Below are 25,016 nucleotides of genomic sequence, written 5' to 3' on the forward strand. Positions count from 1 at the left end.
CACGCAACGCACGCCCATTCCGGGACGTCCCATCCGCGGCCCGTGGACCGTGAGGACGCCGTTTTAGGAAACGCCGACGATCTCGGCGAGGCGTGAGTAACCCTCACCGATCGAAGTTGCTTCTTCCTTACCCTGACCCAGAAAAGCCTCGATATCGGGCATCAAAGCGATCGCCTCGTCGACCTCGGCCGACGCGCCGGCCCGGTAGGCCCCCAGCCGGATGAGTTCCTCCATGTCGGCATAGGTCGAGAGCACCCGGCGCGCCCGCTTGACGGTGGGCAGGTGCGCCGGGTCGCAGGCCTTCGGCATGGTGCGGGAGACCGAACGCAGGACGTTGATGGCCGGGTAGCGCCCGCGCTCGGCGATGCCACGCTCCATCACGATGTGCCCGTCGAGGATGCCGCGCACGGCGTCGGCCACGGGCTCGTTGTGGTCGTCGCCCTCCACCAGAACGGTGAACAGCCCCGAGATCGCCCCCTCGCCCGTGCCGGGGCCGGCCCGCTCGAGGAGGCGCGGCAGCTCGGAGAACACCGTCGGGGTGTAGCCCTTGGCCGTCGGTGGCTCGCCGGCCGCGAGGCCGATATCGCGCTGGGCCATGGCGAAGCGCGTGATCGAGTCGATCATGCACAGGACCTGCGCGCCCTGATCGCGAAAGTACTCGGCCACCGCCAGGGTCACGTAGGCTGCGTTGCGGCGCATGAGGGCCGGCTCGTCGGACGTCGCCACCACCACCACGGAGCGGCTGAGCCCGGCCGCGCCGAGGTCGTCCTGCAGGAATTCCTGCACCTCGCGGCCGCGCTCACCCACGAGGCCGATCACCGCGACGTCGGCGGCGGTGTAGCGGGCGAGCATGGACAGGAGCACGGACTTGCCGACGCCCGAACCGGCAAAGATGCCCATGCGCTGGCCGGTGCACATGGTGAGGAAAGTGTTGATGCAGCGGATGCCCAGGTCCAGGGGAGGCCCGACCCGCCTGCGGGCGTGGGCGGGCGGCGGATCGGCCCGAAGCGGATAGATCGCTGGGCCCGTTTCCAGGGGGCCGAGGCCGTCGATGGGTCGCCCGAGGGCGTCGATGGTGCGCCCGAGCCAAGCGGCCGAGGGCCGGATGGCGCCGGCGGCCTCGTCTCGGACATAGGCCGGGCAGCCCCGGCGCACGCCCTCGAGGGAGCCGAACGGCATGGCCAACGCCCGTTCTCCCTGGAAACCGATAATTTCGCAGGGCACGGCCCCGGCACCCGTCTCCACGGCGATGTCGAGGCGGCCGCCGAGGCGCATGGCAGCTACGGGGCCAGCGACCTCGACGAGGAGGCCCCGGATGGCCACGACGCGGCCGTAGACCTCCAGCGGCTCGATCCCCGCGAGGACGGCGCCCGCACCGGCGAGGCGCACCCGCGCGTCATGGGGAGGTCGGTCGGTCATCGGCGTCTCTCTCAACCCTTCGTTTACCTCCCTCCTTAACACTGCGGCTATCGGGCTGGTAGCAAGCCCCGCGTCCTCGGGACGGGGGATCGTTTTTTTCGGGGCGCGGCCGCATCATCGCGGCAACGTGTTTCGGAAGTGACAGCTCACGGCCCGATACGGCGGGTACGACGCTTGAGGGTGGATCTTCAGGTGATGCATGAAGCGGATCGCGGGCCTGTGGAGAACAGACCGCCAACCGTTGCGCGCATCGCTGGACAGACGTCCAAAACGCCGCTTGGCCGCTGAATCAGGTTTTGTTAACGATTAACCACTAGTGTTTTACGTCAGTGACGAGGGAGCGTCCGCCGCGGGCCGGTAGCGGACGAAGGCGGGGGTGTGCCCGTACGCTTGCACACGACCGGCTGGGCTGGGGACCGACGATGCGGGTACTTCTGATCGAGGACGACAGCGCAACCGCGCAGAGCATCGAATTGATGCTCAAGTCCGAGAGCTTCAACACCTACACCACCGATCTTGGTGAGGAAGGAATCGATCTCGGTAAGCTCTACGACTACGATATCATCCTGCTCGACCTGAACCTGCCCGACATGTCGGGTTACGAGGTGCTGCGGAACCTCCGCGTCGCCAAGGTGAAGACCCCGATTCTAATTCTCTCCGGCATGGCCGGCATTGAGGACAAGGTGAAGGGCCTCGGTTTCGGCGCCGACGACTATCTGACGAAGCCATTCCACAAGGACGAGCTCGTCGCCCGCATCCACGCCATCGTGCGCCGCTCGAAGGGCCACGCTCAGTCGGTGATCACCACCGGCGACCTGATCGTGAACCTCGACCAGAAGACCGTCGAGGTCTCCGGTTCTCGGGTCCACCTCACGGGCAAGGAGTACCAGATGCTGGAACTCCTCTCGCTCCGGAAGGGCACGACGCTCACGAAGGAGATGTTCCTCAACCATCTCTACGGTGGCATGGACGAGCCCGAGTTGAAGATCATCGACGTGTTCATCTGCAAGCTGCGCAAGAAGCTCGCCAATGCCTCGTCGGGCAAGAACTACATCGAGACTGTATGGGGACGCGGCTACGTTCTGCGCGAGCCGAACGAGGGCGAGGAGCGCATCGCCGTCTGATGAAGTGTCGGCCGAGCCGACGCTTCATCCCTCGGGGTGGGGTTTCCATAAGCCGACCACGAAAAAAGCCCCGCTCACGCGGGGCTTTTTTCGTGGTCGCTGTCCGTCGGGCTCTGGCGGTACCGTGCGGGACTGGTTGACGGAACGGGCGGAGATCGGTCGACGACCGCCGCGTCATACCGGCCCTCCGCCGCGATCAAGCGGTCGAGGGCGGCGAACGGCCCTCGGAAACGCTAACGGGTGCGTCGGCCTGCGACGGGACGAGCCTACAAGCCCACGACGCGCCGCAGCTGCGGCGCCGCGAGGGCGGCGGAGGCGACGGCCGCCGGCACAGCGGCCGCTCGCGCCGGGGCTGGGTTGTAGAGGCCGCGGTGGCGGGCATTCGGCACCAGGCGGTCGGTCAGGCCGATCACCGTCTCGGCCGCGCCGAGGAGGAGTGCACCATCAGGCGCGAGGCTGGCGCCGATTCGGGCCAGGACGTCGCCCTTGGTCGCCGCATCGAAATAGATGAGGACGTTGCGGCAGTAGACGATGTCGAAAGTACCGAGCCCATCGAACGGCTGAAGCAGATTGAGGGGCCGGAAATCCACCATCTGGCGCAGGTTGGCCGCGATGCGCCACTGCTCGCCCACCTGCTCGAAATGTTTGATCAGCAGCTGCACCGGCAGGCCGCGCTGCACCTCGAAATGGCTGTAGAGGCCGGCCTTCGCCTTCTCGAGAACCTCCGTGGACAGGTCCGTGGCAACGAGGTCGACGGACCAGCCGGCCAGACGCGGCGCGGCTTCGTGGAGCAGCATCGCGAGGGAATACGGCTCCTGGCCCGTGGACGCTGCCGCGCACCAGATGCGCAAGCGGCGCTGGGCGGCGCGCCGAGCCATGGCCTCGGGCAGCAGCACGTCGCGGAATAGGTCGAAGGGCGCCTGATCCCGGAAAAAGAACGTCTCGTTGGTGGTCATCGCCTCGACCACCGCCTTCTCCATAGCGACGTCGCGTCCGTTCTTAAGTGCGTTCGCGAGGTCGTGGAGAGTCGCGAGGTTGAAGCGGCGGCAGACGGGGCCGAGGCGGCTCTCGATGAGGTACCGCTTTTCGCCGCTGAGGGCTAAACCCGATCGGGTCTTGAGGTAGCTGCGCAGGAAATCGAACTCGACGTCGGTCATGCGCTCTTCCCCGTCAGTAGATTGCGCAGCGCGCCGCCGATCTCGCCCAGGGGCAGGATCGCCTGGGCGAGGCCGGCCTTGGCGATGCTGCCTGGCATGCCCCATACGGTGCTCGTCGCCTCGTCCTGGGCCAGCACGGCCGCCCCTGCCTCCGTCAGTGCCCGCGCACCGCCGGTTCCGTCCGAGCCCATGCCCGTGAGGACCACGGCGAGGGCCGAGGCGCCGAAGATCGCCGCGGCGTCCTGGAACAGCACGTCGACGGCCGGCCTGCAGAAGTTGACGAGGGGGCCGTCATGGAGACGGATCGCGACGTCGGGGCGGCCGGCCGCGCCGGATAGGCCCATGTGGCGCCCGCCCGGGGCGACATAGATCCGCCCTGGCTGAAGCCGCTCGTCGGCTTTGCCCTCGGCGGCCGGTAGACCGGTGCGCGCCCCGAGATGCTCGGCGAACACCGCCGTGAACACTGGCGGCATGTGCTGCACGATGAGGACGGGGAATTGGCGCAGGGTCGCGGCGCCGATCTTCTCGAGAACCTCGCCGACGGCGCGGGGGCCGCCCGTGGACGCGCCGATGAGGAGGACGCGCGGGGAGACTGAGGCCCGTGCCTTGGGGCGCAGCGTGATCGGGGTGGTGGCCTTGGGGGCTGCGGTGGCGGCCGGCACGGTCGCCGCGCCGGCGAGGCTGAGGACCGGGCCGCGCTTGCGGGCACGGGCGCTGCCGAACAGGCGCACCCGCTCAATGAGTTCGGTGCGGAAGGCGTCCGACGTGGTGACGCCCCGGTTGCTCTCGGGCTTGGCGAGGTAATCGACGGCTCCAAGCGACAGGCAGCGCAGCGAGATATCCGCGTTCCGGGTGGTGAGGGTGGACATCATCACCACCTGGACACCGGGGCTCTTGGCGAGGAGCAGCGGCAGGGCCTGGGTGCCGTCGAGTTCCGGCATGTCGATGTCGAGGAGGATCACGTCGGGGTCGTGGCGCGCCATGGATTCCACGGCGATGCGCCCGTTGGAGGCCGTAGCGACCACGTCGAAGCCGGCCTCCGCGATCCACCGGGCGACGAGGCCGCGCACCACGGCCGAATCATCGGCGATCATCACGCGGATTCGCGCGCCCGTGGCGGCGCCCGATCCGTGGGACGGGGCGGCGTAGAGTGTGTTCAATGCCGGCATGGATCCTGACGCCTCGATGGGGCGGAACGGAGAGCGGTCGTATCCGGCCGGGTGGAACGCCCGGCGCAACCCGGCGTCAGAAGGCGCCGATCTCGCTGGCGAAGCCGACCTGTGCGAGCTTGGCCGTCACGATCTCGCGATCGAACGGCTTCATGATGTACTCGTCGGCCCCCGCATGCAGGGCGCGGGCGATGGCGCCGACGTCGTTCTCCGTGGTGCAGAACAGCACCTTGGGCTTCTCGCCGCCGGGGGTCTGCCGGAGGGCCTTCAGGAAGTCGTAGCCGTCCATGGTCGGCATGTTCCAGTCGAGGAGGATGGCGTCCGGCATCGTCTCGCCACAGGCGGCCAGCGCCATCTGTCCGTCCTCCGCTTCCCCGACCCGGAAGTTCATGGTCTCGAAGATCCGGCGTGCCACCTTTCGGATCACGGCGGAATCGTCGACGACGAGACAGGTCTTCATCGGAATATCCCCGTGGGAGGCTGCAGGATCAGGCGGCACCGGCCGCAAGGTGCGGGGTGCCGAAGGCCAAGAGGGCATCGACGTCGAGGATCACGAGGAGGTGCCCTTCGAGGCGGTGCACCCCGAGCGACAGGTCGCGCCAGCGCGCGTCGAGGTTGATCGGCACCGGCTCGTGGGTGTCAGCCCCGAGCTTCAGCACCTCACCGACCCCGTCGACGATGAGGGCGAAGGTTTCGCCGCCCTGCTCGAGGCCGATGGCCATGCGTCCGGCATCGCCCTCCCGGTCCGGCAGGCTGAGCCGACGGCGCAGGCACAGAGCCGTCACCACCCGGCCACGCAGGTTGAGCAGGCCGACGATCTCCGGCGGGGAGAGCGGGACCGGCGTCACACCGGCGGGGATGAAGACGTCGTGAACCCGGTTGATGGCGAGGCCGAACATGGTCTCGCCGACGAACACCGTGACGTAGTCGGTGGTGGTGCCAGCCTCGGCGCGCGTGGCGTTGCTGTTTGCGGCCTGCATCATGATAGGGCTCCGATCGTGCGCGAGGGCCGGCGTCAGGCGGCGTTGGAGAGGGTCTGGACGTCGATCTCGGCTAGGGCCGCGATGAGACCGCTGCGGTCGAACTTCGCCACGAGGTCGATGATCGAGAGCGACCGGGCCCGGGCGATGGCGTCCGGTCCGATGGTGCCCGAGAGGCCGATCACCGGCAGGCCCGCGACGCGTCCCTCGACCTTGCGCATGGCGCCGACGAGGTCGAAGCCGTTGCGGCCGGGCATCTCGAGATCGCAGACCACCATGTCGATGCGACCATTGGAGAGCAGGATCGCCACGGCCTCGTCGGCGCTGGCCGCCGTGACGACCCCGTAGCCCGCCGCCTTGAGCACCGGGGACAGCATGTCCCGGAAGAAGGCGGAGTCGTCCACCAGCAGCACCGTCGAGGATTGCTTGACCGCCTTCTTCGAACCGCGCGCCCAGTCGTCGTAGGCGAGCGGGAGGAAGTGAGCGATGTTGATGATCTCGGTGGCGCGGCCCCGCAGGACCGCCGAACCGATGAGGTCGGAGCGCTCAGCCGAGATCTCGACGTCGAGGCGCTCCTCGACGATGTCGACGATCTCATCGACCACGAGGCCCATGGCCCGTTCGCCGTCCGAGAACACCACCAGGGCCTGCGTGCCGGTCTCGCGGATTGTGATGGAGGTGTCCGCGGGGACGAGGGGCATGAGTCGGCCGCGATACTGGATCAGCGGGCGCCCGCCGACCCACTCGACCTTCGAGGCTTCGATCTCTTCGAGGCGCGTGACGAGGGAGAGGGGAACCGCCTTGTAGCTGCCCGCTCCGCCCTTGAAGACCAGTAGGGTCGCCTTGGCATCGGCGGCCTCCGCCTCGTCGGCCTCGGCCTCGACGGGGATCGCACCGGACTGCGCGCTCTGGCTGACCTGCTGGGCGATGCCGTTGGGATCGACGATCAGCACTACGGCGCCGTCGCCGAGGATCGTATTGCCGGCGAAGAGCGGCAGGTGGCGCAGCTTCGAGGACATCGGCTTCACGACGATCTCCTCCGTGTGGAAGACTTCATCCACGAGGATGCCGAAGCGCTGGCGCCCGACTTGGGCGACCACCACGAAGCCCGAATCGATGGTGCTGGCCGGCGCCGCCTGTCCGAGGACGCCCGTGAGGGTGACGATGGGCAGAAGGCGCTCGCGCAGCCGCAGGACCGGCGAACCGTTGATGCGCTCGACCTGTTGGGCCGTGGACTTGTCGACCCGCACGAGTTCCAGCACCGCCACCTGCGGCACGGCGAAGCGCTGCTCGCCGGCCTTGACGATGAGAGCAGCGATAATCGCCAGGGTCAGCGGGATCTTGATGGTGAAAGTGGTGCCGCGCCCGAGCTGGGTGTTGATGTCGATGACACCGCCGATGAGTTCGATGTTCGTCTTCACCACGTCCATGCCGACGCCGCGGCCCGAGACCGAGGTGACGGCGGCGGCCGTCGAGAAGCCCGGATGGAAGATGAACTTCGCCACCTGGGCGTCGGTCATCCGCTCGATCTCGGCCTGACTCGCGATCTTGCGCTCCACGGCCTTGCGGCGGATGGCGGCGAGGTCGAGGCCCTTGCCGTCGTCGGCGATCTCGATGGTGATGGTGCCGCCCTCGTGATAGGCGGACAGGCGGATGGTGCCCCGCGCCGGCTTGCCGGCGGATTTACGACCGGCCGCGTCCTCGATGCCGTGGTCGGCCGAGTTGCGCACCATGTGGGTCAGGGGGTCCTTGATGACCTCGAGCACCTGACGGTCGAGTTCTGTCTCGGCGCCGCTCATGATGAGCTCGATCTGCTTGCCGAGTTCCGACGAGAGATCGCGCACCACGCGCGGCAGCTTCTGCCAGGCGTTGCCGATGGGCTGCATGCGCGTCTTCATGACGCCTTCCTGCAGCTCGGCCGTTACGTGCGAGAGGCGCTGCAGGGGAACCTTGTAGGTGGAATCGTCGTGACGGCGGGCGATCTCGAGGAGCTGGTTGCGGGTCAGCACCAGCTCGGACACCATCGTCATGAGGTGTTCGAGGGTATCGACGTTGACGCGGATCGTCTGAACCTTGGCGACGCCGCCTTCCCCGCCCTCGGCGGCGGGCGCCTCCTTGGCTGGAGCCTTGGCGGGCTCATCCTGCACGACGGCCTTGGGGGCCGGCGTCGGGGCCGGGGCGGGTGCCGCGACGGCAGCCGGAACGGCGGGCAGGGACGGCAAGGGCGGCAGCGGAGGGAGTTCGTCGAACGAATCAGGACCTTCCGCCTCCATGAAGGCGCGCTCGAGGTCGTCCAAGCTGACCTCGCCGGGTTTCAGCTCGCGCGAGACGGGCTCGGGCAGCTTGATCTCGGGGGGCGGTGCCACTACCGGAGCGGGGGCCGGAGCCTCCATCGGACCGGCGGACATGACGTCAAGGGCGTCGATGAGGTCGCTGTCGCTACCTGTCGGCTCGGTGCCGGTGTTCTCAAGATCGGCGAGGATCGACTTCAGACGATCGAGGGTGACGAGGATGAGGCTCACGGCGGGGCCGGTCACCGGCATACCGTCGCGGAACTGTCCCATCAAGGTTTCGGCAGCATGCGCCAGCGCTTCCAGGCGCGGTAGGCCGAGGAACCCGCAGGTGCCCTTGATGGTGTGGACGAGCCGGAAGATGTTCCGAAGGATCGTCTGGTTGTTCGGATCCTGTTCGAAACGCACGAGTTCGGCATCGACCGTGTCGAGATGCTCGGCGCTCTCGGTCAGGAACTCACGCAACAAGTCGTCCATGACGGGCACTCAGTCCAGAAACGCACTACGGTTTGTGCAATCCGACCCTGTGCCCGAATGGGTTAGTGAAGGGTTTCCTTGTCCCGATTCCGTCTAGACAAACTGAGCAATAGTCGCCGTCGCGCCCCTCGGGGGTCATACATGGTGAATGGATCATTGCGCCGGTCCGCCCCCGGTGGCCGATCGGTCCAATGACCGCTCGTGCCGAAGGCGCGAGGGGCGTTCGACGTCCGGTGATCCGCACCGGGAGGCTGCCCCGGCGGGGGCCTCAGGCGAGGGCGGTTTCCGGCGGCTCGTCGTCGGAGGACGCGGGCTCGATCGACGGTTCCACGGGTGGCTCCGGCATCGGCACGGCTTCGATGGTCACGGTGTCGCCGGAGATCGCGAAGTGTACGTCCATCCGGGCAGCCCGTGCCACGAGGCCGGCATAGAACGGCAGGATCGCGTGGGCGTCCACGACGCCGCCCTCGGGCGTGCCGGCGATGAGGGCCTCGACATGGGGCGGGATCCGCGCATGCGAACCCTTCGCCGTGAGGACAATGCTCGGTGCCTCGCCGTCCCCCTTCACGGTAACGTCGATGAGACCACCGCGCGGGATCGCGCTCTGGGCGATCACCACGAGGTTGAGGATGAGCTTGACCTTGTTCTTCGGGTAGAGCGCCTGCGGTGCGGACCAGGCGAGCTGGGTCTTGTCGTCGGCGAACATGCCGCGCGAGACCTTCTCGGCGTCGGCGAGATCGATGGACGCGCCGGCCGACCCCGCCGCCCCGAAGGCGATCCGGGCGAACTGCAGCCGGGCCGAGGCTTGGCGCGCGCTCTTGGCGATGAGCTCGAGGGCGAACTCGCGCATTGAGGTGTCGGACTCGTCCTCGAGCACCTCGAGGCCGTTCACGATGGCGCCCACCGGGCTGATCACGTCGTGGCAGACCCGGGAGCACAGCAGTGCCGACAGGTCGAGGGCATCGAGTTGAACGAGGGTCATCTTGCGCTCCGCGCGAGGCACTTTAAAGGGGCCGCGGGCGATCCAGCCGGATGGGCGCGGCCAATCGCCGAAGGCACCGATAGACGGCGCCCGTTGCTTTGAAAAGCCGGCGCACCGGCGATCCGTCGGTCGGAAAAGCGTCGGACGGGCCGCGCGCCGGGTCGACAACCCGCCCGCGCCGGGGCATGACGGGGCCATCATGAACCTCGACGCGCCGACGCGCGACCGTATCGCGGCAACATTGATGGAGATCGCCTGCGAGGCGGGCGAGATCCTCCGGGGGTATCACGGCGGGGATTGCCCGCACGTGCTGAAGCGCGACGGCTCCCCGGCGAGCCTCGCCGATACGGCCTCCGAAGCTCTGATTCTCGCCGCTCTGAAGCGGCATTGGCCCGACATCCCGGTCGTCGCCGAGGAAACCGCCTACGACCGCCCGCCCGCCGAGCTGTTCTTCCTCGTCGATCCCCTCGACGGAACCAAGGACTTCCTCGCGGGCAACTGCGAATACAGCGTCAATATCGGCCTCGTTCAGGGTGACCGCCCGGTGGCGGCGGCGCTAGCCGCCCCCGGCCTCGGCCGGGTCTGGGGTGGGGGCGCCACGGCGTTCGAGGCCGCCATCGTCGCCGGTCGTCCGGGCCTGCACAGGGCCATCGCCGTGCGTCCCGTGCCCGCCGACGGCCTCGTCGCCCTCGTGAGCAACCGCCACGGAGACGCCGAGACGGAGGCCTGCCTGTCCGCCCTGCCCCTGGGCGGCCGGCGCGGCGCCGCCTCCGCCCTCAAGTTCTGCCTCATCGCCTCGGGCGAGGCCGACATCTACGTCCGCTGCGGACCGACCATGGAATGGGACACGGCGGCCGGCGACCATGTGCTCACGAGCGCCGGCGGCTGCGTCGTGGTGCCCTCGGGCCAGCCGATCACCTACGGCCACCACGCCCGCCACTACCGCAACGGCCCCTTCGCGGCCCTGGGCGACTGCTCCTACGCCAGCCGCCTCGCGCTGCCGGAACGCTGTGGTGCCCCGCGTCGGTCGCTCGGCGCCACCGCTGGTCATCGCGCCTGACCGGGTGGTCGCGTTAACCATATATTGACCGTCTTTCACGTCATGATCGTCGCGGGTCGGGCGGGCGCGCGGTTTCGCGCCACGGTTCGAGGCCTTGCCGGGACGCCGCCCGGCACCGCACGCGACGAGGCACCATGCTGACATCCCCCTCCCCTTCCAGCGCCCTGGCCCGACTCGGCGCCGGCCTCGCCCTGGCTGCGTCGCTGTCCGCTGGGGTCGCGACGGTCTGTGCGACCCTCAGCCCGGCCCTCGCGCTTCCGGGCCGGACGGCTCCGCCCGCCCCGGATGAGGCCGGCCCCGGCACCTTCCGGCCCGCCGAGATCATCGACAACGGCCACCGGTTCTTCGGTTCGATGTCGCGGGGGCTCGCCCTCACCGTCGAGGAGGCGACCCGGCGCTGGGGCGAGCCCAACGGCTACATCCTCGGCCAGGAAGCCTCCGGCGCCATCGTCGGCGGCGTGCGCTACGGCGAAGGCACCCTCTACACCCGCAACGCCGGCAAGCGCCGCATCTACTGGCAGGGTCCGTCCATCGGCTTCGATGTCGGGGGGGACGGCGATCGGACGATGATGCTCGTCTACAACCTGCCGGCAGTACAGGGCCTCTACCGCCGCTTCGTCGGCGTCGATGGCTCGGCCTATTTCATCGGCGGCTTCGGCATGACGGCGGTGACGGCGGACGAGGTGGTGGTGGTGCCGATTCGCACGGGCGTCGGAGCACGCCTGGGCATCAATGTCGGCTACCTGAAATTTACGGATCGCCCGACTTGGAACCCGTTCTGAGGCGGGTGTGGCACGCGCACCCTCGCGCCGCGCGGTGAGGGTGGGTTAAGCCTTTCGTGGATGCCGGCTCCCAAGGGTCGCCCGCGCCCCCTTCCGGTCTCTCGCTCCGGTCTCTCGCTCCGGTCTCTCGCCCCGGTTCAACACATGAGCGTGTCCGCGTGATCGAAACCGTCATGATCTTCGCGCTCGGCTTTCTCGCCGCCGCCCTGTGCGCCCTGCTCCTGCTGCCGGCGGTGAACGCGCGGGCCATCCGCCTGTCCCGGCGCCGGATCGAAGCGCGCCTGCCCTTGTCGGTGGCCGAGGTCGCGGCCGAGAAGGATCACCTGCGGGCCGAATTCGCCGTGACGCGCCGTCGCCTGGAGCGCCGGGTCGAGGCGGTGCAGGCGGCGCGTCACGCCGATCTCGCAACCATCGGCGCCCGTACCCTGGAAGCCGCCGCCCTCGCCCGCCAAGTCGAGACCGGGACCGCGACACTCCAGACGCGCGAGGCCGAGATCGTCGAAACCCGGACCGCCCTCGCGGGCGTGGAGCGCGACCTCGTCACCGCGCGGGCCGAGGGTGAAGTCGGCCTCGCCACCCTACAGGTTCTCGAGGGGGCGCATCGCGAACTCCTCGACGACCTCGTGCGTCGTCACCACGCCGCGCCGGGGCCGATCGATCTCACGGCGCGATGTGCGGCTCTCGCCGCCGAACGCGAAACCCTGCGGGCGAGCCTCGCCGCCGCCGAGGAGGCCCTGGCCCAGGCCGTGGCCCGCACGGCGCCCCAGGCGGCGACGGGTCAGGACAGCGACACCGCCGCCCTGCGGCTCCGGATCACGGAAGTCGCCGACAGCCTCATGCGGCGCGAGCGCCTGCCCGCCGTCGAGGCCTACCCCCTCATGCGCTCCTAGGGTCGAATCCCCTGAACGCTCGCCCAGGTCCGCCGTTGCGTCCCGTTCAGGCCACGGCGTAGATAAACGAACTTTCCCATGCGCTGCCGCGCCTGTGCCTTGTTTCGACCACGCAAGCGCATCATCCGGTCGCGCATTCCCTCCTGATCTGAAGACGGACCGCGCCCCTTATGGCCAAGACCCTGACCTCGCTCGCCCTCGCCCTGACGGTGACCGCATCCCTGGCCGCTGCCCCTGCCCTGGCGCAGCCGGCGCCGCAGACCAAGCGCGGCAACGAGACCCTGAAGAAGTACTGCACCGGCGATTATCTGACCTATTGCGGCAATCTCTCGCCTGACGATCCGGCCATGGACAAGTGCTTCCAGACCAACTGGACCAAACTGTCGGAAAATTGCCGCCGGGCCATCGACGCCTACGAGAAGAACCCCGGCAACAAGAAGTGATCCTGTCTCGCGGGGCGCTCGCTCACTGCCGGTTCTCGCTTTGAGCGCGGCGGCGCAGCGAGGGCTTCGCGAGAGACGTCGAGCCGCCCCGGGTCACTCCCCGGGATAAGCGGAGCCGTTTCCCTCGCGTCGCGGCTCGGCAGACGCTATGGTGTCGGGTACCCGCGTGCCGGACTCCCAAGCCCAGATGCCCTTTCGCCTGCACTCCCTCACGACCCTCGCGGCCCTCGGCCTCGTGGCCCTCGCGGCCTCCGGCTGCGGCCGGCGCGGTGGCCTCGAGCCGCCACCCGGCAGTGCCGCGCCCGCACCTCCTGCGTCGCGGAGTTCGACGGGCGTCACCGCACCGGCGAGTCCCCGCGCCCTGCCCCAGAGCGTGGGGCTCGGTGGCGGCGGCGCCACGCCCGATCCGGATGCCGTGCGCGCGGGCGACGAACTCGATCCGGCCGCCGTGGCGGGTGGGAGCAGCGAAACGCCGATTCTGACCACGCGCGGGGCCAAGCGCGGCTACGTCGTGCCCGAGCAGCCCTTCTTCCTCGATCCGATCCTCTGAGGCCCGCGTTCGCTGGCTGCGAGGCCGGTCGTTCGAGGTTCGTCGTCCAAGGCCGGCACCCAAGGCCGGTGTCCAAGGCACACCGATGCACCACTTCCATTATCGCGACGGTCGTCTCACCGCTGAGGATGTCGATCTCACGGCGCTCGCGGCTGAGGTCGGCACGCCCTTCTACTGCTATGCCACCGCCACCCTGGAGCGGCATTACCGGGTGTTCGCGGATGCGTTCGCGGGCGACGACGCCCTCGTCTGCTACGCGATGAAGGCGAACTCCAACCAGGCGGTTCTCACCACCCTCGCCCACCAGGGCGCCGGCATGGACATCGTCTCGGAGGGCGAGTTGCGCCGGGCGCTGGCCGCCGGGGTCGACCCGAAGAAAATCGTGTTCTCGGGCGTCGGCAAGACCCCCGACGAGATGGCCGCCGCGTTGAAGGCCGGCATCTACTGCTTCAACGTCGAGAGCGAGCCGGAACTCGTCGTGCTGTCGCAGGTGGCCACAAGCCTCGGCCTCACGGCACCCGTCTCGATCCGGGTGAACCCGGACGTGGACGCGGGCACGCACGCGAAGATCTCCACGGGAAAATCCGAGAACAAGTTCGGCATCCCCATCGGTCGGGCACGGGCGGTTTATGCCCAGGCCGCGACCCTCCCGGGGCTCGCCGTGTCGGGCGTCGACATGCACATCGGCAGCCAGATCACCGATCTCGCGCCCTTCGACCATGCGGCGCGTCTGCTCGCCGGCCTCGCGCGCGATCTCCTCTCGGACGGCCACGCCCTCCACCACATCGATTTCGGCGGCGGCCTCGGCATTCCCTATCGTGACGACAATGCGCCCCCGCCCGATCCTGCTGCCCTCGCGGCGATCCTGCGCCCGCATTTCTCGGGGCTCGGCCTGCGTCCGGTGTTCGAGATCGGCCGGATGATCGCCGGCAATGCGGGCATCCTCGTCACCCGCGTGCTCTACGTGAAACGGACCGAGGGGCGGACCTTCGTCATCGTCGACGCGGCCATGAACGATCTCATCCGCCCGACCCTGTACGACGCCTTCCACGGCCTGCGGCCCGTCGTCGAGGCCGGCCCCGAGACCCCCCGATTCGTCGCCGACGTTGTCGGCCCCGTCTGCGAGAGCGGCGATTACATCGCGCTCGGCCGGGACATGCCCGAAGTGGTGCCGGGCGACCTCGTCGCGGTGATGAGCGCTGGGGCCTATGGCGCCGTTCAGGCCGGCACCTACAACACCCGCCGCCTCGTGCCCGAGGTGCTGGTGCGCGGCACCGACTGGGCCGTGGTGCGCGCGCGCCAGAGCTACGAGGAACTCATCGGGCTCGACCACGTGCCGGGCTGGCTGTCGGAGACGGCCTAATCCGGCCCCCGCGCGTTCCACCAGGATCGCGCGGGAGACCCCTTCGCGTCGTCTGCGGTCGCCGAAAGGCTCAGGCGGCCAGCTCCGTCTCCAGCCGGGCCACGGCGTCGCCGGGCAGATCGAGGGCGTCCGCCAGATCCTTGAGGAACGTCCGCTCCTGCAGGGTGTCGGGATCGATGGCGAGGCGCGCCGCCGTGTAGATGCGGGCCGCCTGTTCGGGCGTCGTCACGCGCTCGGCGATATCGTCGACATCGGCCGGATCGGCGAGCTCCGTCTCGAGCCAGCGACGGCCGTCGTCTCCGATGCCCGCCGCCGCCAGGGCGTTGTCGAGGCGCTTGCGCTCGCCCGCATCCACGAGGCCATCCGCCAGGGTCGCCGCCGCCATGGCGCGCAGCATGGTCCGGGCTTCATCCTCGCCAACGGTGACGTGATCGAACGGTGTGGCGCCGGCGGGCTCGACGGCGCTCGAAGGCGCAGGCGCCGTCGCTGCGTCCTTCGCCTCGGGAGCGTTGCGAAGGGCCTTGGCGGCGAGGCCCACCACGAGGGCGAGGCCGCCCAGGGCCGCCGTGGCGGCAAGACCGGTGCGGCGGGTGCGCACCAGCGCATCGACCATGTTCTGGGCGTCTGATTGCGGTGCGTCGGACATCGGATCGGGTCTCCCCCTGGGTGAAGCGTGAATCGTTGCCCCAACCGCCCACGGGGCGGGTCGGTTCGGATGGGCGCACGATTCCGGTCCACCATGGGCTGATTTGACCCGATCGACCCCGGCGGCCACCATGCTAGCTTGCCCGCCCGGCGCCGCAGGGCGCCAGAGGAGCCAGACACGATGGCCGAGGCCGACCCGGCGACTTCCGGAACGACGCGCGAGGACGACGCGGGCGAGGCGTCCGCCATGCGCGGACGCCTCGACCGTCTCGTGTCCCGGTCCCGAGCCGCCCTCCTGTGGGAAGGGGCTTGGCCGATCCTGTGGCGCGGCCTCGGCGTCGGGCTCGCGTTCCTCGTCGCCTCCTGGCTCGGCCTGTGGCTCGACCTCTCGCCGTTCTGGCGCCAGGTGGGCCTCGCGGCCTTCGCCCTCGCCCTCGCCGCCGCGCTCCTGCCTCTCGCGACTCTGCGTCGCCCGAGCCGGCGCGCCGCCCTGGCGCGGATCGACCGCGAGGCTGCCGGCGGCGACCGCAGCCTCGCCCACGGCCCGGCTTCCGCCATTGAGGACACCCTGGCTCTCGGCGTCGGCGATCCGGCGACCCGGGCGCTCTGGGCCTTGCATCAGCGCCGGTCGGCCGAGGCCGTGGCGGGCCTGAAAGCGGCTCCGCCCCGGCCCGATATGCCCCGGCGCGACCCCCTCGCCCTGCGCGCCGCCCTGGTGGTCGCCGCCGTGGCGAGCTTGTTCGTTGCCGGGTCCGAATGGCGCCAGCGCATTGCCGGCGCCTTCGACTGGACCCTGCCGCCGCCGCCCGGCCCGACCTTCCGGATCGATGGCTGGATCGATCCGCCTCTCTACACCCGCCTGCCGCCCCTGGTCGTGACCATGGACGGCGCCGAGCAGCGCCTGCGCGCGCCCGTGAACGCGACCCTCATCGTCCGGATCGCCGGGCGCGGCGAGGCGACCCTCGACGCCCGTGCCGGCCTCAAGGCCCTGCCGGGCAAGCCGCCCCATGCCGACCTGCGCGAGGACCGCTTCCAGCTCACCGGCGGCACCGCCGACCTCACCATCGCGGCGGCCGGCGCACCGCCGCGACACCTCGTGATCGAGACGATTCCCGACCTTCCCCCCGAGGTCCGCCGCATCGGGGCCCTGGAGGTCAACAGCCGTGGCACCTTCAACCTGACCTACCGCGCCAAGGATGATTACGGCATCGCCTCGGCCGAGGGGATCGTCGAACCCCTGGCCGGGACCCGCGCCCTGGTGCCGCCGCCCCGCATCGCCCTCGCCCTGCCGGGGGACGCCAGCGGCGAGGCCGATACGAAGACCCTCGTCGACCTCACCGACAACCCATGGTCCGGCGCGCGCGTGCGCCTCACCCTCGTGGTGAAGGACGAGGCCGGCCAGGAGGGGCGCACGGAGCCGGCCGAGGTCACCCTGCCGGCCCGCGTGTTCACGCAAGCCCTGGCCCGGTCCCTGGCGGAAGAGCGCCGCCGCCTCATCACCGCCCCCGACGAGAGCCGGGGCCGGGTGCAGACGGCGCTGGACGCCCTCCTCATCTCGCCCGAGCGGTTCACGCCGGAGCCGAGCGTGTTCCTTGGCCTGAAGACCGCCACGCGGCGCCTGCGGGCCGCCCGGAGCGACGCGGCGCTTATGGAGGTCGCCGACCTCCTGTGGGAAATGGCCCTCAAGATCGAGGACGGCGACCTGTCGGACGCCGAGAAGAGCTTGCGCGCGGCCCAGGACAACCTCAAGCAGGCCATCGAGCGGAACGCCCCCGACGAGGAGATCCAGAAGCTCACCGAAGACCTGAAGAAGGCCCTCGACGCCTTCATGAAGAACATGGCCGAGCGCCAGAGGGAGAAGAGCGCAAAGCCAAAGGCGGACGGGCAACCGCAGAACCAGGGGGGCAAGACCGTCACCCCCGACGACCTCAACAAGATGCTCAAGGACATGGCCGACGCCATGAAGCGCGGCGACACGGCGGAAGCCCAGCGCCTCCTCGAACAGCTGCGCGAGATCCTCGAGAACCTCCAGACCGCCGAGCCCGGCGGCAAGTCCGATCCGAGCGCCCGCGAGATGGCGAAGCAGGCGGACGAGCTCGACAAGCTTTCGCGCGAGCAGCAGGAGCTGCGCGACCAGACCTTCAAGGAAGGCCAGGACAAGGACGGCCAATCGGGCGAGCCGCGCCCGGGCCAGCGTCCCCAGCGCGGTCAGCCGCAGCGTGGCCAGAAGGGACAGCCCGGCCAGGGCCAGCAAGGTGAGCAGGGCCAGGGCCAGAAGGGGCAAACTGGCGAGGGGCAGGCCGGCCAGGGCGAGCGCCAGCAGGCCCTGCGCGAGCGCCTTCAGGATCTCCAGCGTCGGATGAAGGATCTCGGCATGGAGGGTGAGGAGGGCCTGTCCGAGGCGGAAGAGGCCATGCGCGAGGCCGAAGGGGCCCTCGGTCAGGGCCGCGAGGAGGACGCCGTCGATGCCCAGGGCCGGGCCCTTGACGGCCTGAAGCGCGGCGCCGAGGGCATGCAGAAGCAGATGCAGGAGATGGCCCAGGGCGAAGGCGAGGGCCAGCAGGAGGGCGGCAAGGACCCGAGCCAGCAGGGCCAGACCGGAAGCTCCGAGAACGATCCCCTCGGACGCCCCAACAAGGGCCGCGACATGACGGGCGGCAACGCCCGCGTGCCGACGGCCGACGAGTCCGCGGTCCAGCGTACCCGACGGATCATGGAGGAGCTGCGACGCAAGCTCGGTGACCCGAGCCGCCCGCGCGAGGAACTCGACTACTTCGAGCGCCTGCTGCGCCGGAACTGACGCAGGTTCCGGCCCGCACCTGGGCGGGGGCGGGCCCAAGCCACATATGCAAGACATCTTGTGCAAGACACCTCGGAACGCCCTGCCTCGAGCCGCGAGACCCTTACGCCGTGATCTCCTCCAACACCCTCGTCCTCCTCGCCTGCGTGGCGGTGGCCGTCGTTCTCCTGCTCGGCCTCGTCAACATGATGCGGGGCGGCAGCGCCAACGTCTCGCAGAAGCTCATGCGCCTGCGCGTCCTCCTCCAGTTCCTCGCCATCGTGCTCATCATGGGCGTGGTGTGGTGGCGCTCGGCCTGAGGCGTCCAGGCGTCTGCCCGGTGTGGCGAGGAGGCCGCACCGCCGATCTATCGCGGCCCGGGGCGTGGATTACGCGGTGGGCGGCCTGACACGCTTCGGGGAGCGCATGCTAGACCGGACCGGTACAACCGGATCGGTTCCTCGATGCTTTCCATCTCGTCCCGCCTGTTCGCCGGCGTTCTTGCCTTGGCGGCCGTCGCCCCGGTCGAGGCCGCCGACTTGCGCGGTCCGGCCCTGCCCGCCGCCTACGCGGCCCCGGCCCAGCCCTTGAGCATCGTCTCGGAGGTTCGCATCGGCGGTGCGGTTCAGGATCCCGGCAGCGCCGAGCACAACACCAACAACATCAACGGCGAGATTCTGTTCGCCAAGCCCCTGGTGAGCCTCGATCCGTTCTGGCAGGCCTTCGTGCCGCGTCCGACCGTTGGCGGCAGCTACAATTTCGGCGGCCGCACGAGTTACGCCTATATCGGCGCCACCTGGAGCGTCGACCTCTTCCCGCAGACCCTCGGCAATAGGGTCTTCCTCGAGGGCTTCTTCGGCGCCGGCGCCCATAACGGCCATACGGGTCCGAAGTCCACCACGCCATTCGGCTTCAACTCGCTCGGCTGCAACCCCCTGTTCCGTGAGGCCGCCGCCCTCGGCTTCCGCTTGACGGAGCATTGGAGCATCATGGCAACCGTCGAGCACATGTCGAATGCGGGTCTGTGCGTGAACAATCGCGGCCTGACCAACTTCGGCGGCAAGCTCGGCTATACGTTCTGACCTGATCCAATCCCCCTAGATCGGACGCCCCCTTGGTCACGCTCAACCGCATCTACACCCGCACGGGCGACAAGGGATCGACGGCTTTGGCCAGCGGCGAGCGTCGCTCGAAGGCGGACCTACGCATCGAGACCTACGGGACGGTGGACGAGACCAATGCCTGCCTCGGCCTCGTGCGGCTCCATGCCGATCCGGCCCTGGATGCGATGCTAAGTCTGATCCAGAACGACCTGTTCGATCTCGGCGCCGATCTCGCAACTCCCGAGACCGAAACACCCCTGCCCTACGAGCCCCTGCGCATGGTCGACGCCCAGGTGAAGCGGCTCGAGGCTGATATCGACGCCCTGAACGCCAATCTGTCCCCCCTCAAGTCCTTCGTGCTGCCGGGCGGTTCTCCGGCAGCGGCGGCCCTGCATCTCGCCCGCACGGTCTGCCGCCGAGCCGAGCGCCTCGCCGTCGCCCTGGCGGCGACCGACGGGGAGGTGGTGTCGGCGCCGGCCCTGCAATACCTCAACCGCCTGTCGGATTTCCTGTTCGTGGCGAGCCGCGCGGCCAACGCCAACGGGGCCGACGATGTGCTCTGGGTGCCAGGCAAGAACCGCTGATCCAACCTCCGATCCGCGTCCTGAGCTAACTCCGGCCGGTATCCCCGCGCGCTTCGACCGGGGTGCGTCCGCGCACCTGCGTTGACAAGGCGGAAAGCTCGTCGTTACGGTCCGCCGCCTCAATCGAGAGGGTTCTGGATCACCGGGCGTGCCGGGGATCCTCCGCGCGCCGCGCCGGCCCTCCCCAAAAATATCCGCGCGGAGGATAGTGACCGCCATGAAGGTTCTGGTGCCCGTCAAGCGGGTCGTCGATTACAACGTCAAGATCCGCGTCAAGGCCGACGGCTCGGGGGTCGATCTCGCCAACGTCAAGATGTCGATGAACCCCTTCGACGAGATCGCTGTCGAGGAGGCGATCCGCCTGAAGGAGAAGGGCAAGGTCACGGAGATCGTCGCCGTGTCCATCGGTCCGCAGCAGGCGCAGGAGACCCTGCGCACGGCGCTCGCCATGGGAGCCGACCGCGCGATCCTGGTGAAGACCGACGGCCTCGTGGAGCCGCTGGCCGTCGCCAAGATCCTCAAGGCCCTCGTTGCCAAGGAATCCCCGGAGCTCGTCATCCTCGGCAAGCAGGCCATCGACGACGATTCCAACCAGACCGGCCAGATGCTGGCGGCGCTGCTCGATTGGCCCCAGGGCACCTTCGCGTTCAAGCTCGAATTCGGGGACGGCGCCATCGACGTGACCCGCGAGGTCGACGGCGGCCTCCAGACCGTGAGCCTCAAGCTCCCGGCCATCGTCACGACGGACCTGCGACTCAACGAGCCGCGCTATGCGTCGCTGCCCAACATCATGAAGGCGAAGAAGAAGCCCCTCGAGGAGCTGACTCCGGACGCGCTCGGCGTCGACGTCACCCCCCGGATCAAGGTGCTCAAGACCGTCGAGCCGGCCGGCCGCAAGGCGGGCGTGAAGGTCGAGTCCGCCCGGGTCCTCGTCGAGAAGCTCAAGGTCGACGCCGGGGTCATCTGACGCCCGGTCCATCCCGTGCGTGACCCGGCGCCGTGATGGCGACGGGTCCCCGGCCCCCGATTTCCGAGGATTCACCCTGAATGGCCACCCTCCTCTACATCGAACACGACAACGGTGCGGTTCGCGATGCGAGCCTGAAGGCGCTCACGGCCGCTACCCAGCTCGGCGCCCCCGTCCACGCCCTGGTCCTGGGCAGCGGCAGCCGCCCCGCGGCGGACGCCGCCGCCCAGCTCGACGGCATCGAGAAGGTGCTCCTCTCCGAGGACGCCGTCTATGACCACGCCCTGGCCGAACCGACCGCCGCCGGGATCGCGGCCATCGCCGCGGGATACGACGTGGTGATCGCTGCCGCCTCCACCACGGGCAAGAACGTGCTGCCGCGCGTGGCCGCGCTGCTCGACGTCGCCCAGATCTCCGACATCATCACGGTGGTCTCGCCCGACACGTTCGAGCGGCCGATCTACGCCGGCAACGCGATCCAGACCGTGCAGGCGACGGAGGCCAAGAAGGTCATCACCGTGCGCACGGCAGCCTTCAAGGCGGCCGTGTCGGGTGGCTCGGCCGCGCCCGTCGAGCCCGTCTCGGCCGCCGCCCCGGCCTCCGGCGCCTCGACCTTCAAGGGCGAGGAGATCGCGAAGTCCGATCGTCCCGAACTCGCCGCCGCGCGGATCATCGTCTCGGGCGGCCGGTCGCTCGGTTCGGCGGAGAAATTCAAGGAGCTCATCGAGCCCCTGGCCGACGCACTCGGCGCTGCGGTCGGCGCCTCGCGGGCGGCCGTGGATGCGGGCTACGCCCCGAACGACTGGCAGGTGGGCCAGACCGGCAAGGTGGTCGCCCCCGACCTCTACGTGGCGGTGGGCATCTCCGGCGCGATCCAGCATCTCGCCGGCATGAAGGACTCGAAGGTGATCGTCGCCATCAACAAGGACGAGGACGCGCCGATCTTCCAGGTGGCGGATTACGGCCTCGTCGGCGACCTGTTCCAGATCGTCCCCGAGTTCCAAGCCGAAGTCGCCAAGGCCAAGGGACAGTAATCTCCGGAGTTCGGGGCGCCCACCGGGAGAATCTCCCGCGCCGGGCTGCCCCGAGACGGGAAATGGTCTAAGATTCTGGTGCGACGCGCGTTTTGACGGCCGCGGACCCGCCCCCGCTGGAAGCCTCCGGCGACGGGCAGGGAGCGCTTCGGAGGTTTGGATTTACCGCATGGGCATCGATATCAGGACCGTCGGGATTGTCGGCGCCGGGCAAATGGGCAGCGGCATCGCCCATGTCTGCGCCATGGCGGGTCTCGACGTCCGGCTGAACGACCGTGATCCCGCTCGCATCCGCAACGGGTTGGCGACCATCGACGGCAACCTCGCCCGGCAGGTCGCCAAAGGCACGATCATCGAGGAGCAGCGCCGCGGCGCCGTGGGCCGCATCGTCGCGGCCGAATCCTTCGACGACCTTGGCGGCTGCGATCTCGTCATCGAGGCGGCGACGGAGGACGAGGCGACCAAGCGCCAGATCTTCAGCGCCCTGTGCGGCTCGCTGCGCCCCGACGCCCTCGTCGCCACCAACACCTCGTCGATCTCGATCACCCGGCTCGCGGCGTCCACGGACCGGCCCGAGCGGTTCATCGGCATCCACTTCATGAACCCCGTGCCGGTGATGCAGCTCGTGGAACTCATCCGCGGCATCGCCACGGAGGACCCGACCTACGAGTCTGCCAAAGCGTTCATCGCCAAGCTCGGCAAGACCTCGACCATGTCGGAGGATTTCCCGGCCTTCATCGTCAACCGCATCCTGCTGCCGATGATCAACGAGGCGATCTATACCCTCTACGAGGGTGTCGGCTCTGTGGAATCCATCGACACCGCGATGAAGCTCGGCGCCAACCATCCCATGGGGCCGCTGCAGCTCGCCGACTTCATCGGCTTGGACACCTGCCTGTCGGTGATGCAGGTGCTCTACGAGGGCCTAGCGGATTCGAAGTACCGCCCCTGCCCGCTCCTCGTAAAGTATGTCGAGGCCGGTTGGCTCGGACGCAAGGTGAAGCGCGGCTTCTACGATTATCGCGGCGAGACACCGGTCCCGACCCGCTGAACTCTATAGGTCTCAAGAAAAAGCCCGGCCCCGCATGACGCGGGACCGGGCTTTTTCGTGCGCGCCCTACGATCAGCGACCCGAGGTCGTCGACGGCTGGGTATTGGCCGGGACGGTGCTGCCGGTGCTGGCCGGCATCTCGGACTTCAGGCCGTTGTTCGGCTGGGAGGCGGCGCCCGGGTTCTGGGTCCCGGCGCTGGTCTGGCTGGCGTAGTCCGGTCCCGACTTCGAGCCCTGCCAGGACATCAGGCCGACGATGGCCACCGCCAGGAGGGCGAGGCTCCCCAGGAGGACGAAGAGGACCGGCTTGCCCCGCTTACCCTGGCGGGATTCCTGTCCGTGAAGCTGCTCTACCATTCTGTCCCCTCGTCGCTGGCCCCGGCGATGGAACCGGGACACGTTACTCTCGATGGGGGGCAAACGCCGGGTCGGATCGGAGAGTTCCTGAGCTCAGCGACCCGTCACCAGCATGATCTTGCCGAGATGGGCGCTCGACTCCATCAATTCGTGGGCTTTGGCCGCCTGCTCTAGGGGGAACGTGGCGTGGATGATGGGTCGGATCGTCCCGGCTTCGAGGAGCGGCCACACCTCCCGACTGAGCCCCCGCGCGATGGCGGCCTTCTCGGTTTTCGGTCGGGCGCGCAGGGTGGCACCCGTGAAGGTGAGGCGCTTCATCATGATCGGTGTCATGCTGAACGACTCCACCTTGTAGCCCTGCATGAAGGCGATCTGGACGAGGCGGCCCTCGATGGCGAGGGCCGAAAGGTTCTTTGCCAGATACGGCGCCCCCACCATGTCGAGGATCACGTCGACGCCGTTGCCGTCGGTGAGGGCCTTCACCCGCTCGACGAAATCCTCCTCGCGGTAGTTGATGGCGGCGTCGGCGCCGAGGTCTCGGCAAAACGCGCACTTTTCCGCCGAACCGGCCGTGGCGAAGACCCGGGCGCCGTGGTGCTTGGCGATCTGGATCGCCGTCGAGCCGATGCCGCTCGATCCGCCATGGACGAGAAAGGTCTCGCCGGGCTGGAGGCGGCCGCGTTCGATCACGTTGGAATAGACGGTGAAGTAGGTCTCCGGAATGCCGGCGGCCTCGACGAGGGACAGGGGCGCGGGGCGCGGCAGGCACTGGCCGGCTTCCGCCACGGCGAACTCGGCGTAGCCGCCGCTGATCGTGAGCGCGCAGACCTCGTCGCCGAGCGAAAGACCCTCCACGCCCTCGCCCAGGGCAACGATGCGGCCGGCGACTTCGAGGCCGGGGATCTCGGTGGCGCCCTTCGGCGGGGGATACTTGCCTTCACGCTGCTGGATGTCCGGCCGGTTGACGCCCGCCGCCACCACCTCGATGAGCACCTGACCGGGGCCGGCCACCGGCAGGGGCGCCGTCTCGATGGCCAGAACCTCCGGTCCGCCGGCGGCGGTGAACCGGATCTGACGCATGGTCTCGGGCAGGCTGGCGGTCATGGGCGATCTCCTACGGGACACGCCGTCATGAGCGGCCGCGATGCCCCTTGGCAAGGGTATGGGCGATGGTCAGCGGGTGCCGTACATCCGGTCTCCGGCGTCGCCGAGGCCGGGGACGATGTAGCCGTGGTCGTTGAGGTGACTGTCGATGGCCGCCGTCCAGATCGGCACGTCGGGATGCGCCTCCTGAACATGGGCGATGCCCTCGGGGGCGGCGAGCAGGCAGACGAAGCGCAGATCCTGGGCGCCGCGCGCCTTGAGGAGGGCGATGGCCGCCGCCGCCGAGTTGCCCGTGGCCAGCATTGGATCGAGGACGAGCACCGTGCGGTCGGCGAGGTCGGACGGGGCCTTGAAGTAGTATTCCACCGCCTCCAGGCTCTCCGGGTCGCGGTAGAGGCCGATATGGGCGACGCGGGCCGAGGGCATCAGCGACAGCATCCCGTCGAGGAATCCGGTGCCGGCCCGCAGGATCGGCGCCAGCACGAGCTTCTTGCCTGCGATCTGGGGCGCCTGCATCGCCTGGATCGGGGTCTCGATGGTCACCGTTTCGAGGGGCAGGTCGCGGGTGACTTCGTAGGCCAGCAGCATCCCGATCTCGTTCAGGATCTGCCGGAACCCCTTGGTGGAGCGGGCGCGGTCGCGCAGGAGCGTCAGCTTGTGCTGAACGAGGGGGTGATCGACCACCCGGACCGCCGCGTTCGCCAT

25 protein-coding genes are annotated in these 25,016 nt (G+C 69.2%); 14 read left to right on the forward strand and 11 right to left on the reverse strand.

Annotated elements, in window-relative coordinates:
* Window positions 1-63: 63 nt before the first annotated feature.
* Window positions 64-1,419 carry a flagellar protein export ATPase FliI gene (gene fliI / locus MFF01_RS14030; RefSeq protein WP_238226346.1) on the reverse strand — a complete coding sequence of 452 codons (1,356 nt, stop codon included), beginning with the start codon at window positions 1,417-1,419 and terminating at the stop codon, window positions 64-66.
* A gap of 422 nt (window positions 1,420-1,841) precedes the next feature.
* Here fliI and ctrA point away from each other — a divergent pair, with 422 nt between their 5' ends.
* Window positions 1,842-2,543 carry a response regulator transcription factor CtrA gene (gene ctrA / locus MFF01_RS14035; protein WP_019903129.1) on the forward strand — a complete coding sequence of 234 codons (702 nt, stop codon included), beginning with the start codon at window positions 1,842-1,844 and terminating at the stop codon, window positions 2,541-2,543.
* A 266-nt stretch (window positions 2,544-2,809) separates the two neighbouring features.
* Here the strand turns inward: ctrA and MFF01_RS14040 are convergent, their stop codons facing one another.
* The 6 genes from MFF01_RS14040 to chpT all read right to left on the reverse strand — a co-directional run bounded on the left by MFF01_RS14040 (window position 2,810) and on the right by chpT (window position 9,599).
* Entirely contained in the window at window positions 2,810-3,700 is an 891-nt protein-coding gene (locus MFF01_RS14040) for a CheR family methyltransferase (RefSeq protein ID WP_238226348.1), read from the reverse strand.
* Entirely contained in the window at window positions 3,697-4,794 is a 1,098-nt protein-coding gene (locus MFF01_RS14045) for a protein-glutamate methylesterase/protein-glutamine glutaminase (protein ID WP_238226492.1), read from the reverse strand. Before MFF01_RS14045 ends, MFF01_RS14040 begins: the two co-directional genes overlap by 4 nt.
* 151 nt (window positions 4,795-4,945) lie before the next feature.
* Window positions 4,946-5,329: a response regulator gene (locus tag MFF01_RS14050; protein WP_238226350.1), complete on the reverse strand. Its 384-nt coding sequence runs from the start codon at window positions 5,327-5,329 to the stop codon at window positions 4,946-4,948.
* Between the two features lie 28 nt (window positions 5,330-5,357).
* Window positions 5,358-5,849: a chemotaxis protein CheW gene (locus MFF01_RS14055; protein ID WP_238226494.1), complete on the reverse strand. Its 492-nt coding sequence runs from the start codon at window positions 5,847-5,849 to the stop codon at window positions 5,358-5,360.
* A 35-nt stretch (window positions 5,850-5,884) separates the two neighbouring features.
* Window positions 5,885-8,617, reverse strand: a complete 2,733-nt coding sequence (locus MFF01_RS14060; RefSeq protein ID WP_238226352.1) for a hybrid sensor histidine kinase/response regulator — start codon at window positions 8,615-8,617, stop codon at window positions 5,885-5,887.
* 268 nt (window positions 8,618-8,885) lie between these two features.
* Window positions 8,886-9,599: a histidine phosphotransferase ChpT gene (chpT, locus tag MFF01_RS14065; RefSeq protein WP_238226354.1), complete on the reverse strand. Its 714-nt coding sequence runs from the start codon at window positions 9,597-9,599 to the stop codon at window positions 8,886-8,888.
* 199 nt (window positions 9,600-9,798) lie between these two features.
* Between chpT and MFF01_RS14070 the strand changes: the two genes are divergently transcribed.
* From MFF01_RS14070 to lysA, 6 genes are all read left to right on the forward strand, one after another.
* The gene (locus MFF01_RS14070) at window positions 9,799-10,659 is read left to right on the forward strand and encodes a 3'(2'),5'-bisphosphate nucleotidase CysQ family protein (RefSeq protein WP_238226356.1); all 861 of its coding nucleotides are present in this window, start codon (window positions 9,799-9,801) and stop codon (window positions 10,657-10,659) included.
* A 134-nt stretch (window positions 10,660-10,793) separates the two neighbouring features.
* Window positions 10,794-11,441, forward strand: coding sequence for a DUF1134 domain-containing protein (locus MFF01_RS14075; protein ID WP_238226358.1), 648 nt, complete (start codon window positions 10,794-10,796; stop codon window positions 11,439-11,441).
* Window positions 11,442-11,599: 158 nt separating this feature from the next.
* The gene (locus MFF01_RS14080) at window positions 11,600-12,331 is read left to right on the forward strand and encodes a hypothetical protein (protein ID WP_238226360.1); all 732 of its coding nucleotides are present in this window, start codon (window positions 11,600-11,602) and stop codon (window positions 12,329-12,331) included.
* A gap of 170 nt (window positions 12,332-12,501) precedes the next feature.
* Complete coding sequence (locus MFF01_RS14085) at window positions 12,502-12,774, forward strand: 3',5'-cyclic-nucleotide phosphodiesterase (protein ID WP_238226362.1); 273 nt, start codon at window positions 12,502-12,504, stop codon at window positions 12,772-12,774.
* 187 nt (window positions 12,775-12,961) lie between these two features.
* On the forward strand, window positions 12,962-13,324 hold the full coding sequence (locus tag MFF01_RS14090) for a hypothetical protein (RefSeq protein ID WP_238226363.1): 363 nt from the start codon (window positions 12,962-12,964) through the stop codon (window positions 13,322-13,324).
* An 85-nt stretch (window positions 13,325-13,409) separates the two neighbouring features.
* Complete coding sequence (lysA, locus tag MFF01_RS14095; protein ID WP_238226365.1) at window positions 13,410-14,687, forward strand: diaminopimelate decarboxylase; 1,278 nt, start codon at window positions 13,410-13,412, stop codon at window positions 14,685-14,687.
* 70 nt (window positions 14,688-14,757) lie between these two features.
* On the opposite strand, the gene MFF01_RS14100 is transcribed toward lysA, so the two are convergent.
* The gene (locus MFF01_RS14100; protein WP_238226367.1) at window positions 14,758-15,333 is read right to left on the reverse strand and encodes a tellurite resistance TerB family protein; all 576 of its coding nucleotides are present in this window, start codon (window positions 15,331-15,333) and stop codon (window positions 14,758-14,760) included.
* Between the two features lie 180 nt (window positions 15,334-15,513).
* Between MFF01_RS14100 and MFF01_RS14105 the strand changes: the two genes are divergently transcribed.
* The 7 genes from MFF01_RS14105 (at window position 15,514) to MFF01_RS14135 (ending at window position 22,850) form a co-directional block, all read left to right on the forward strand.
* Entirely contained in the window at window positions 15,514-18,132 is a 2,619-nt protein-coding gene (locus MFF01_RS14105) for a TIGR02302 family protein (RefSeq protein ID WP_238226368.1), read from the forward strand.
* A gap of 113 nt (window positions 18,133-18,245) precedes the next feature.
* Window positions 18,246-18,431: a twin transmembrane helix small protein gene (locus tag MFF01_RS14110; protein WP_238226495.1), complete on the forward strand. Its 186-nt coding sequence runs from the start codon at window positions 18,246-18,248 to the stop codon at window positions 18,429-18,431.
* Between the two features lie 144 nt (window positions 18,432-18,575).
* Window positions 18,576-19,193, forward strand: a complete 618-nt coding sequence (locus MFF01_RS14115) for an acyloxyacyl hydrolase (protein WP_238226370.1) — start codon at window positions 18,576-18,578, stop codon at window positions 19,191-19,193.
* Window positions 19,194-19,225: 32 nt separating this feature from the next.
* The gene (locus MFF01_RS14120) at window positions 19,226-19,798 is read left to right on the forward strand and encodes a cob(I)yrinic acid a,c-diamide adenosyltransferase (RefSeq protein WP_238226372.1); all 573 of its coding nucleotides are present in this window, start codon (window positions 19,226-19,228) and stop codon (window positions 19,796-19,798) included.
* 217 nt (window positions 19,799-20,015) lie between these two features.
* On the forward strand, window positions 20,016-20,765 hold the full coding sequence (locus tag MFF01_RS14125; protein WP_238226373.1) for an electron transfer flavoprotein subunit beta/FixA family protein: 750 nt from the start codon (window positions 20,016-20,018) through the stop codon (window positions 20,763-20,765).
* An 80-nt stretch (window positions 20,766-20,845) separates the two neighbouring features.
* Window positions 20,846-21,799: an electron transfer flavoprotein subunit alpha/FixB family protein gene (locus tag MFF01_RS14130; protein ID WP_238226375.1), complete on the forward strand. Its 954-nt coding sequence runs from the start codon at window positions 20,846-20,848 to the stop codon at window positions 21,797-21,799.
* 169 nt (window positions 21,800-21,968) lie between these two features.
* A complete protein-coding gene (locus tag MFF01_RS14135; RefSeq protein WP_238226377.1) occupies window positions 21,969-22,850 on the forward strand; it encodes a 3-hydroxybutyryl-CoA dehydrogenase in 882 nt (293 codons plus the stop codon).
* Window positions 22,851-22,922: 72 nt separating this feature from the next.
* On the opposite strand, the gene MFF01_RS14140 is transcribed toward MFF01_RS14135, so the two are convergent.
* From MFF01_RS14140 to upp, 3 genes are all read right to left on the reverse strand, one after another.
* Window positions 22,923-23,207 carry a flagellar basal body-associated FliL family protein gene (locus MFF01_RS14140; protein WP_238226379.1) on the reverse strand — a complete coding sequence of 95 codons (285 nt, stop codon included), beginning with the start codon at window positions 23,205-23,207 and terminating at the stop codon, window positions 22,923-22,925.
* A gap of 93 nt (window positions 23,208-23,300) precedes the next feature.
* Entirely contained in the window at window positions 23,301-24,311 is a 1,011-nt protein-coding gene (locus tag MFF01_RS14145; RefSeq protein WP_238226381.1) for an NAD(P)H-quinone oxidoreductase, read from the reverse strand.
* Between the two features lie 69 nt (window positions 24,312-24,380).
* The gene (gene upp, locus MFF01_RS14150; RefSeq protein ID WP_238226383.1) at window positions 24,381-25,016 is read right to left on the reverse strand and encodes a uracil phosphoribosyltransferase; all 636 of its coding nucleotides are present in this window, start codon (window positions 25,014-25,016) and stop codon (window positions 24,381-24,383) included.

The organism is Methylobacterium adhaesivum, assembly GCF_022179065.1.
Taxonomy (GTDB): Bacteria; Pseudomonadota; Alphaproteobacteria; order Rhizobiales; family Beijerinckiaceae; genus Methylobacterium; species Methylobacterium adhaesivum.

Bases quoted from the DNA above. Each gene is read 5' to 3' on its own strand.
- MFF01_RS14040 (WP_238226348.1), bottom strand. From the start codon at position 3,700: ATGACCGACGTCGAGTTCGATTTCCTGCGCAGCTACCTCAAGACCCGA.
- MFF01_RS14130 (WP_238226375.1), top strand. From the start codon at position 20,846: ATGGCCACCCTCCTCTACATCGAACACGACAACGGTGCGGTTCGCGAT.
- MFF01_RS14060 (WP_238226352.1), bottom strand. From the start codon at position 8,617: ATGGACGACTTGTTGCGTGAGTTCCTGACCGAGAGCGCCGAGCATCTC.
- MFF01_RS14100 (WP_238226367.1), bottom strand. From the start codon at position 15,333: ATGTCCGACGCACCGCAATCAGACGCCCAGAACATGGTCGATGCGCTG.
- MFF01_RS14115 (WP_238226370.1), top strand. From the start codon at position 18,576: ATGCTTTCCATCTCGTCCCGCCTGTTCGCCGGCGTTCTTGCCTTGGCG.
- MFF01_RS14085 (WP_238226362.1), top strand. From the start codon at position 12,502: ATGGCCAAGACCCTGACCTCGCTCGCCCTCGCCCTGACGGTGACCGCA.
- chpT (WP_238226354.1), bottom strand. From the start codon at position 9,599: ATGACCCTCGTTCAACTCGATGCCCTCGACCTGTCGGCACTGCTGTGC.
- MFF01_RS14070 (WP_238226356.1), top strand. From the start codon at position 9,799: ATGAACCTCGACGCGCCGACGCGCGACCGTATCGCGGCAACATTGATG.
- lysA (WP_238226365.1), top strand. From the start codon at position 13,410: ATGCACCACTTCCATTATCGCGACGGTCGTCTCACCGCTGAGGATGTC.
- MFF01_RS14090 (WP_238226363.1), top strand. From the start codon at position 12,962: ATGCCCTTTCGCCTGCACTCCCTCACGACCCTCGCGGCCCTCGGCCTC.
- MFF01_RS14055 (WP_238226494.1), bottom strand. From the start codon at position 5,849: ATGCAGGCCGCAAACAGCAACGCCACGCGCGCCGAGGCTGGCACCACC.
- MFF01_RS14045 (WP_238226492.1), bottom strand. From the start codon at position 4,794: ATGATCGCCGATGATTCGGCCGTGGTGCGCGGCCTCGTCGCCCGGTGG.
- MFF01_RS14145 (WP_238226381.1), bottom strand. From the start codon at position 24,311: ATGACCGCCAGCCTGCCCGAGACCATGCGTCAGATCCGGTTCACCGCC.
- ctrA (WP_019903129.1), top strand. From the start codon at position 1,842: ATGCGGGTACTTCTGATCGAGGACGACAGCGCAACCGCGCAGAGCATC.
- MFF01_RS14125 (WP_238226373.1), top strand. From the start codon at position 20,016: ATGAAGGTTCTGGTGCCCGTCAAGCGGGTCGTCGATTACAACGTCAAG.
- MFF01_RS14105 (WP_238226368.1), top strand. From the start codon at position 15,514: ATGGCCGAGGCCGACCCGGCGACTTCCGGAACGACGCGCGAGGACGAC.
- upp (WP_238226383.1), bottom strand. From the start codon at position 25,016: ATGGCGAACGCGGCGGTCCGGGTGGTCGATCACCCCCTCGTTCAGCAC.
- fliI (WP_238226346.1), bottom strand. From the start codon at position 1,419: ATGACCGACCGACCTCCCCATGACGCGCGGGTGCGCCTCGCCGGTGCG.
- MFF01_RS14135 (WP_238226377.1), top strand. From the start codon at position 21,969: ATGGGCATCGATATCAGGACCGTCGGGATTGTCGGCGCCGGGCAAATG.
- MFF01_RS14075 (WP_238226358.1), top strand. From the start codon at position 10,794: ATGCTGACATCCCCCTCCCCTTCCAGCGCCCTGGCCCGACTCGGCGCC.
- MFF01_RS14050 (WP_238226350.1), bottom strand. From the start codon at position 5,329: ATGAAGACCTGTCTCGTCGTCGACGATTCCGCCGTGATCCGAAAGGTG.
- MFF01_RS14140 (WP_238226379.1), bottom strand. From the start codon at position 23,207: ATGGTAGAGCAGCTTCACGGACAGGAATCCCGCCAGGGTAAGCGGGGC.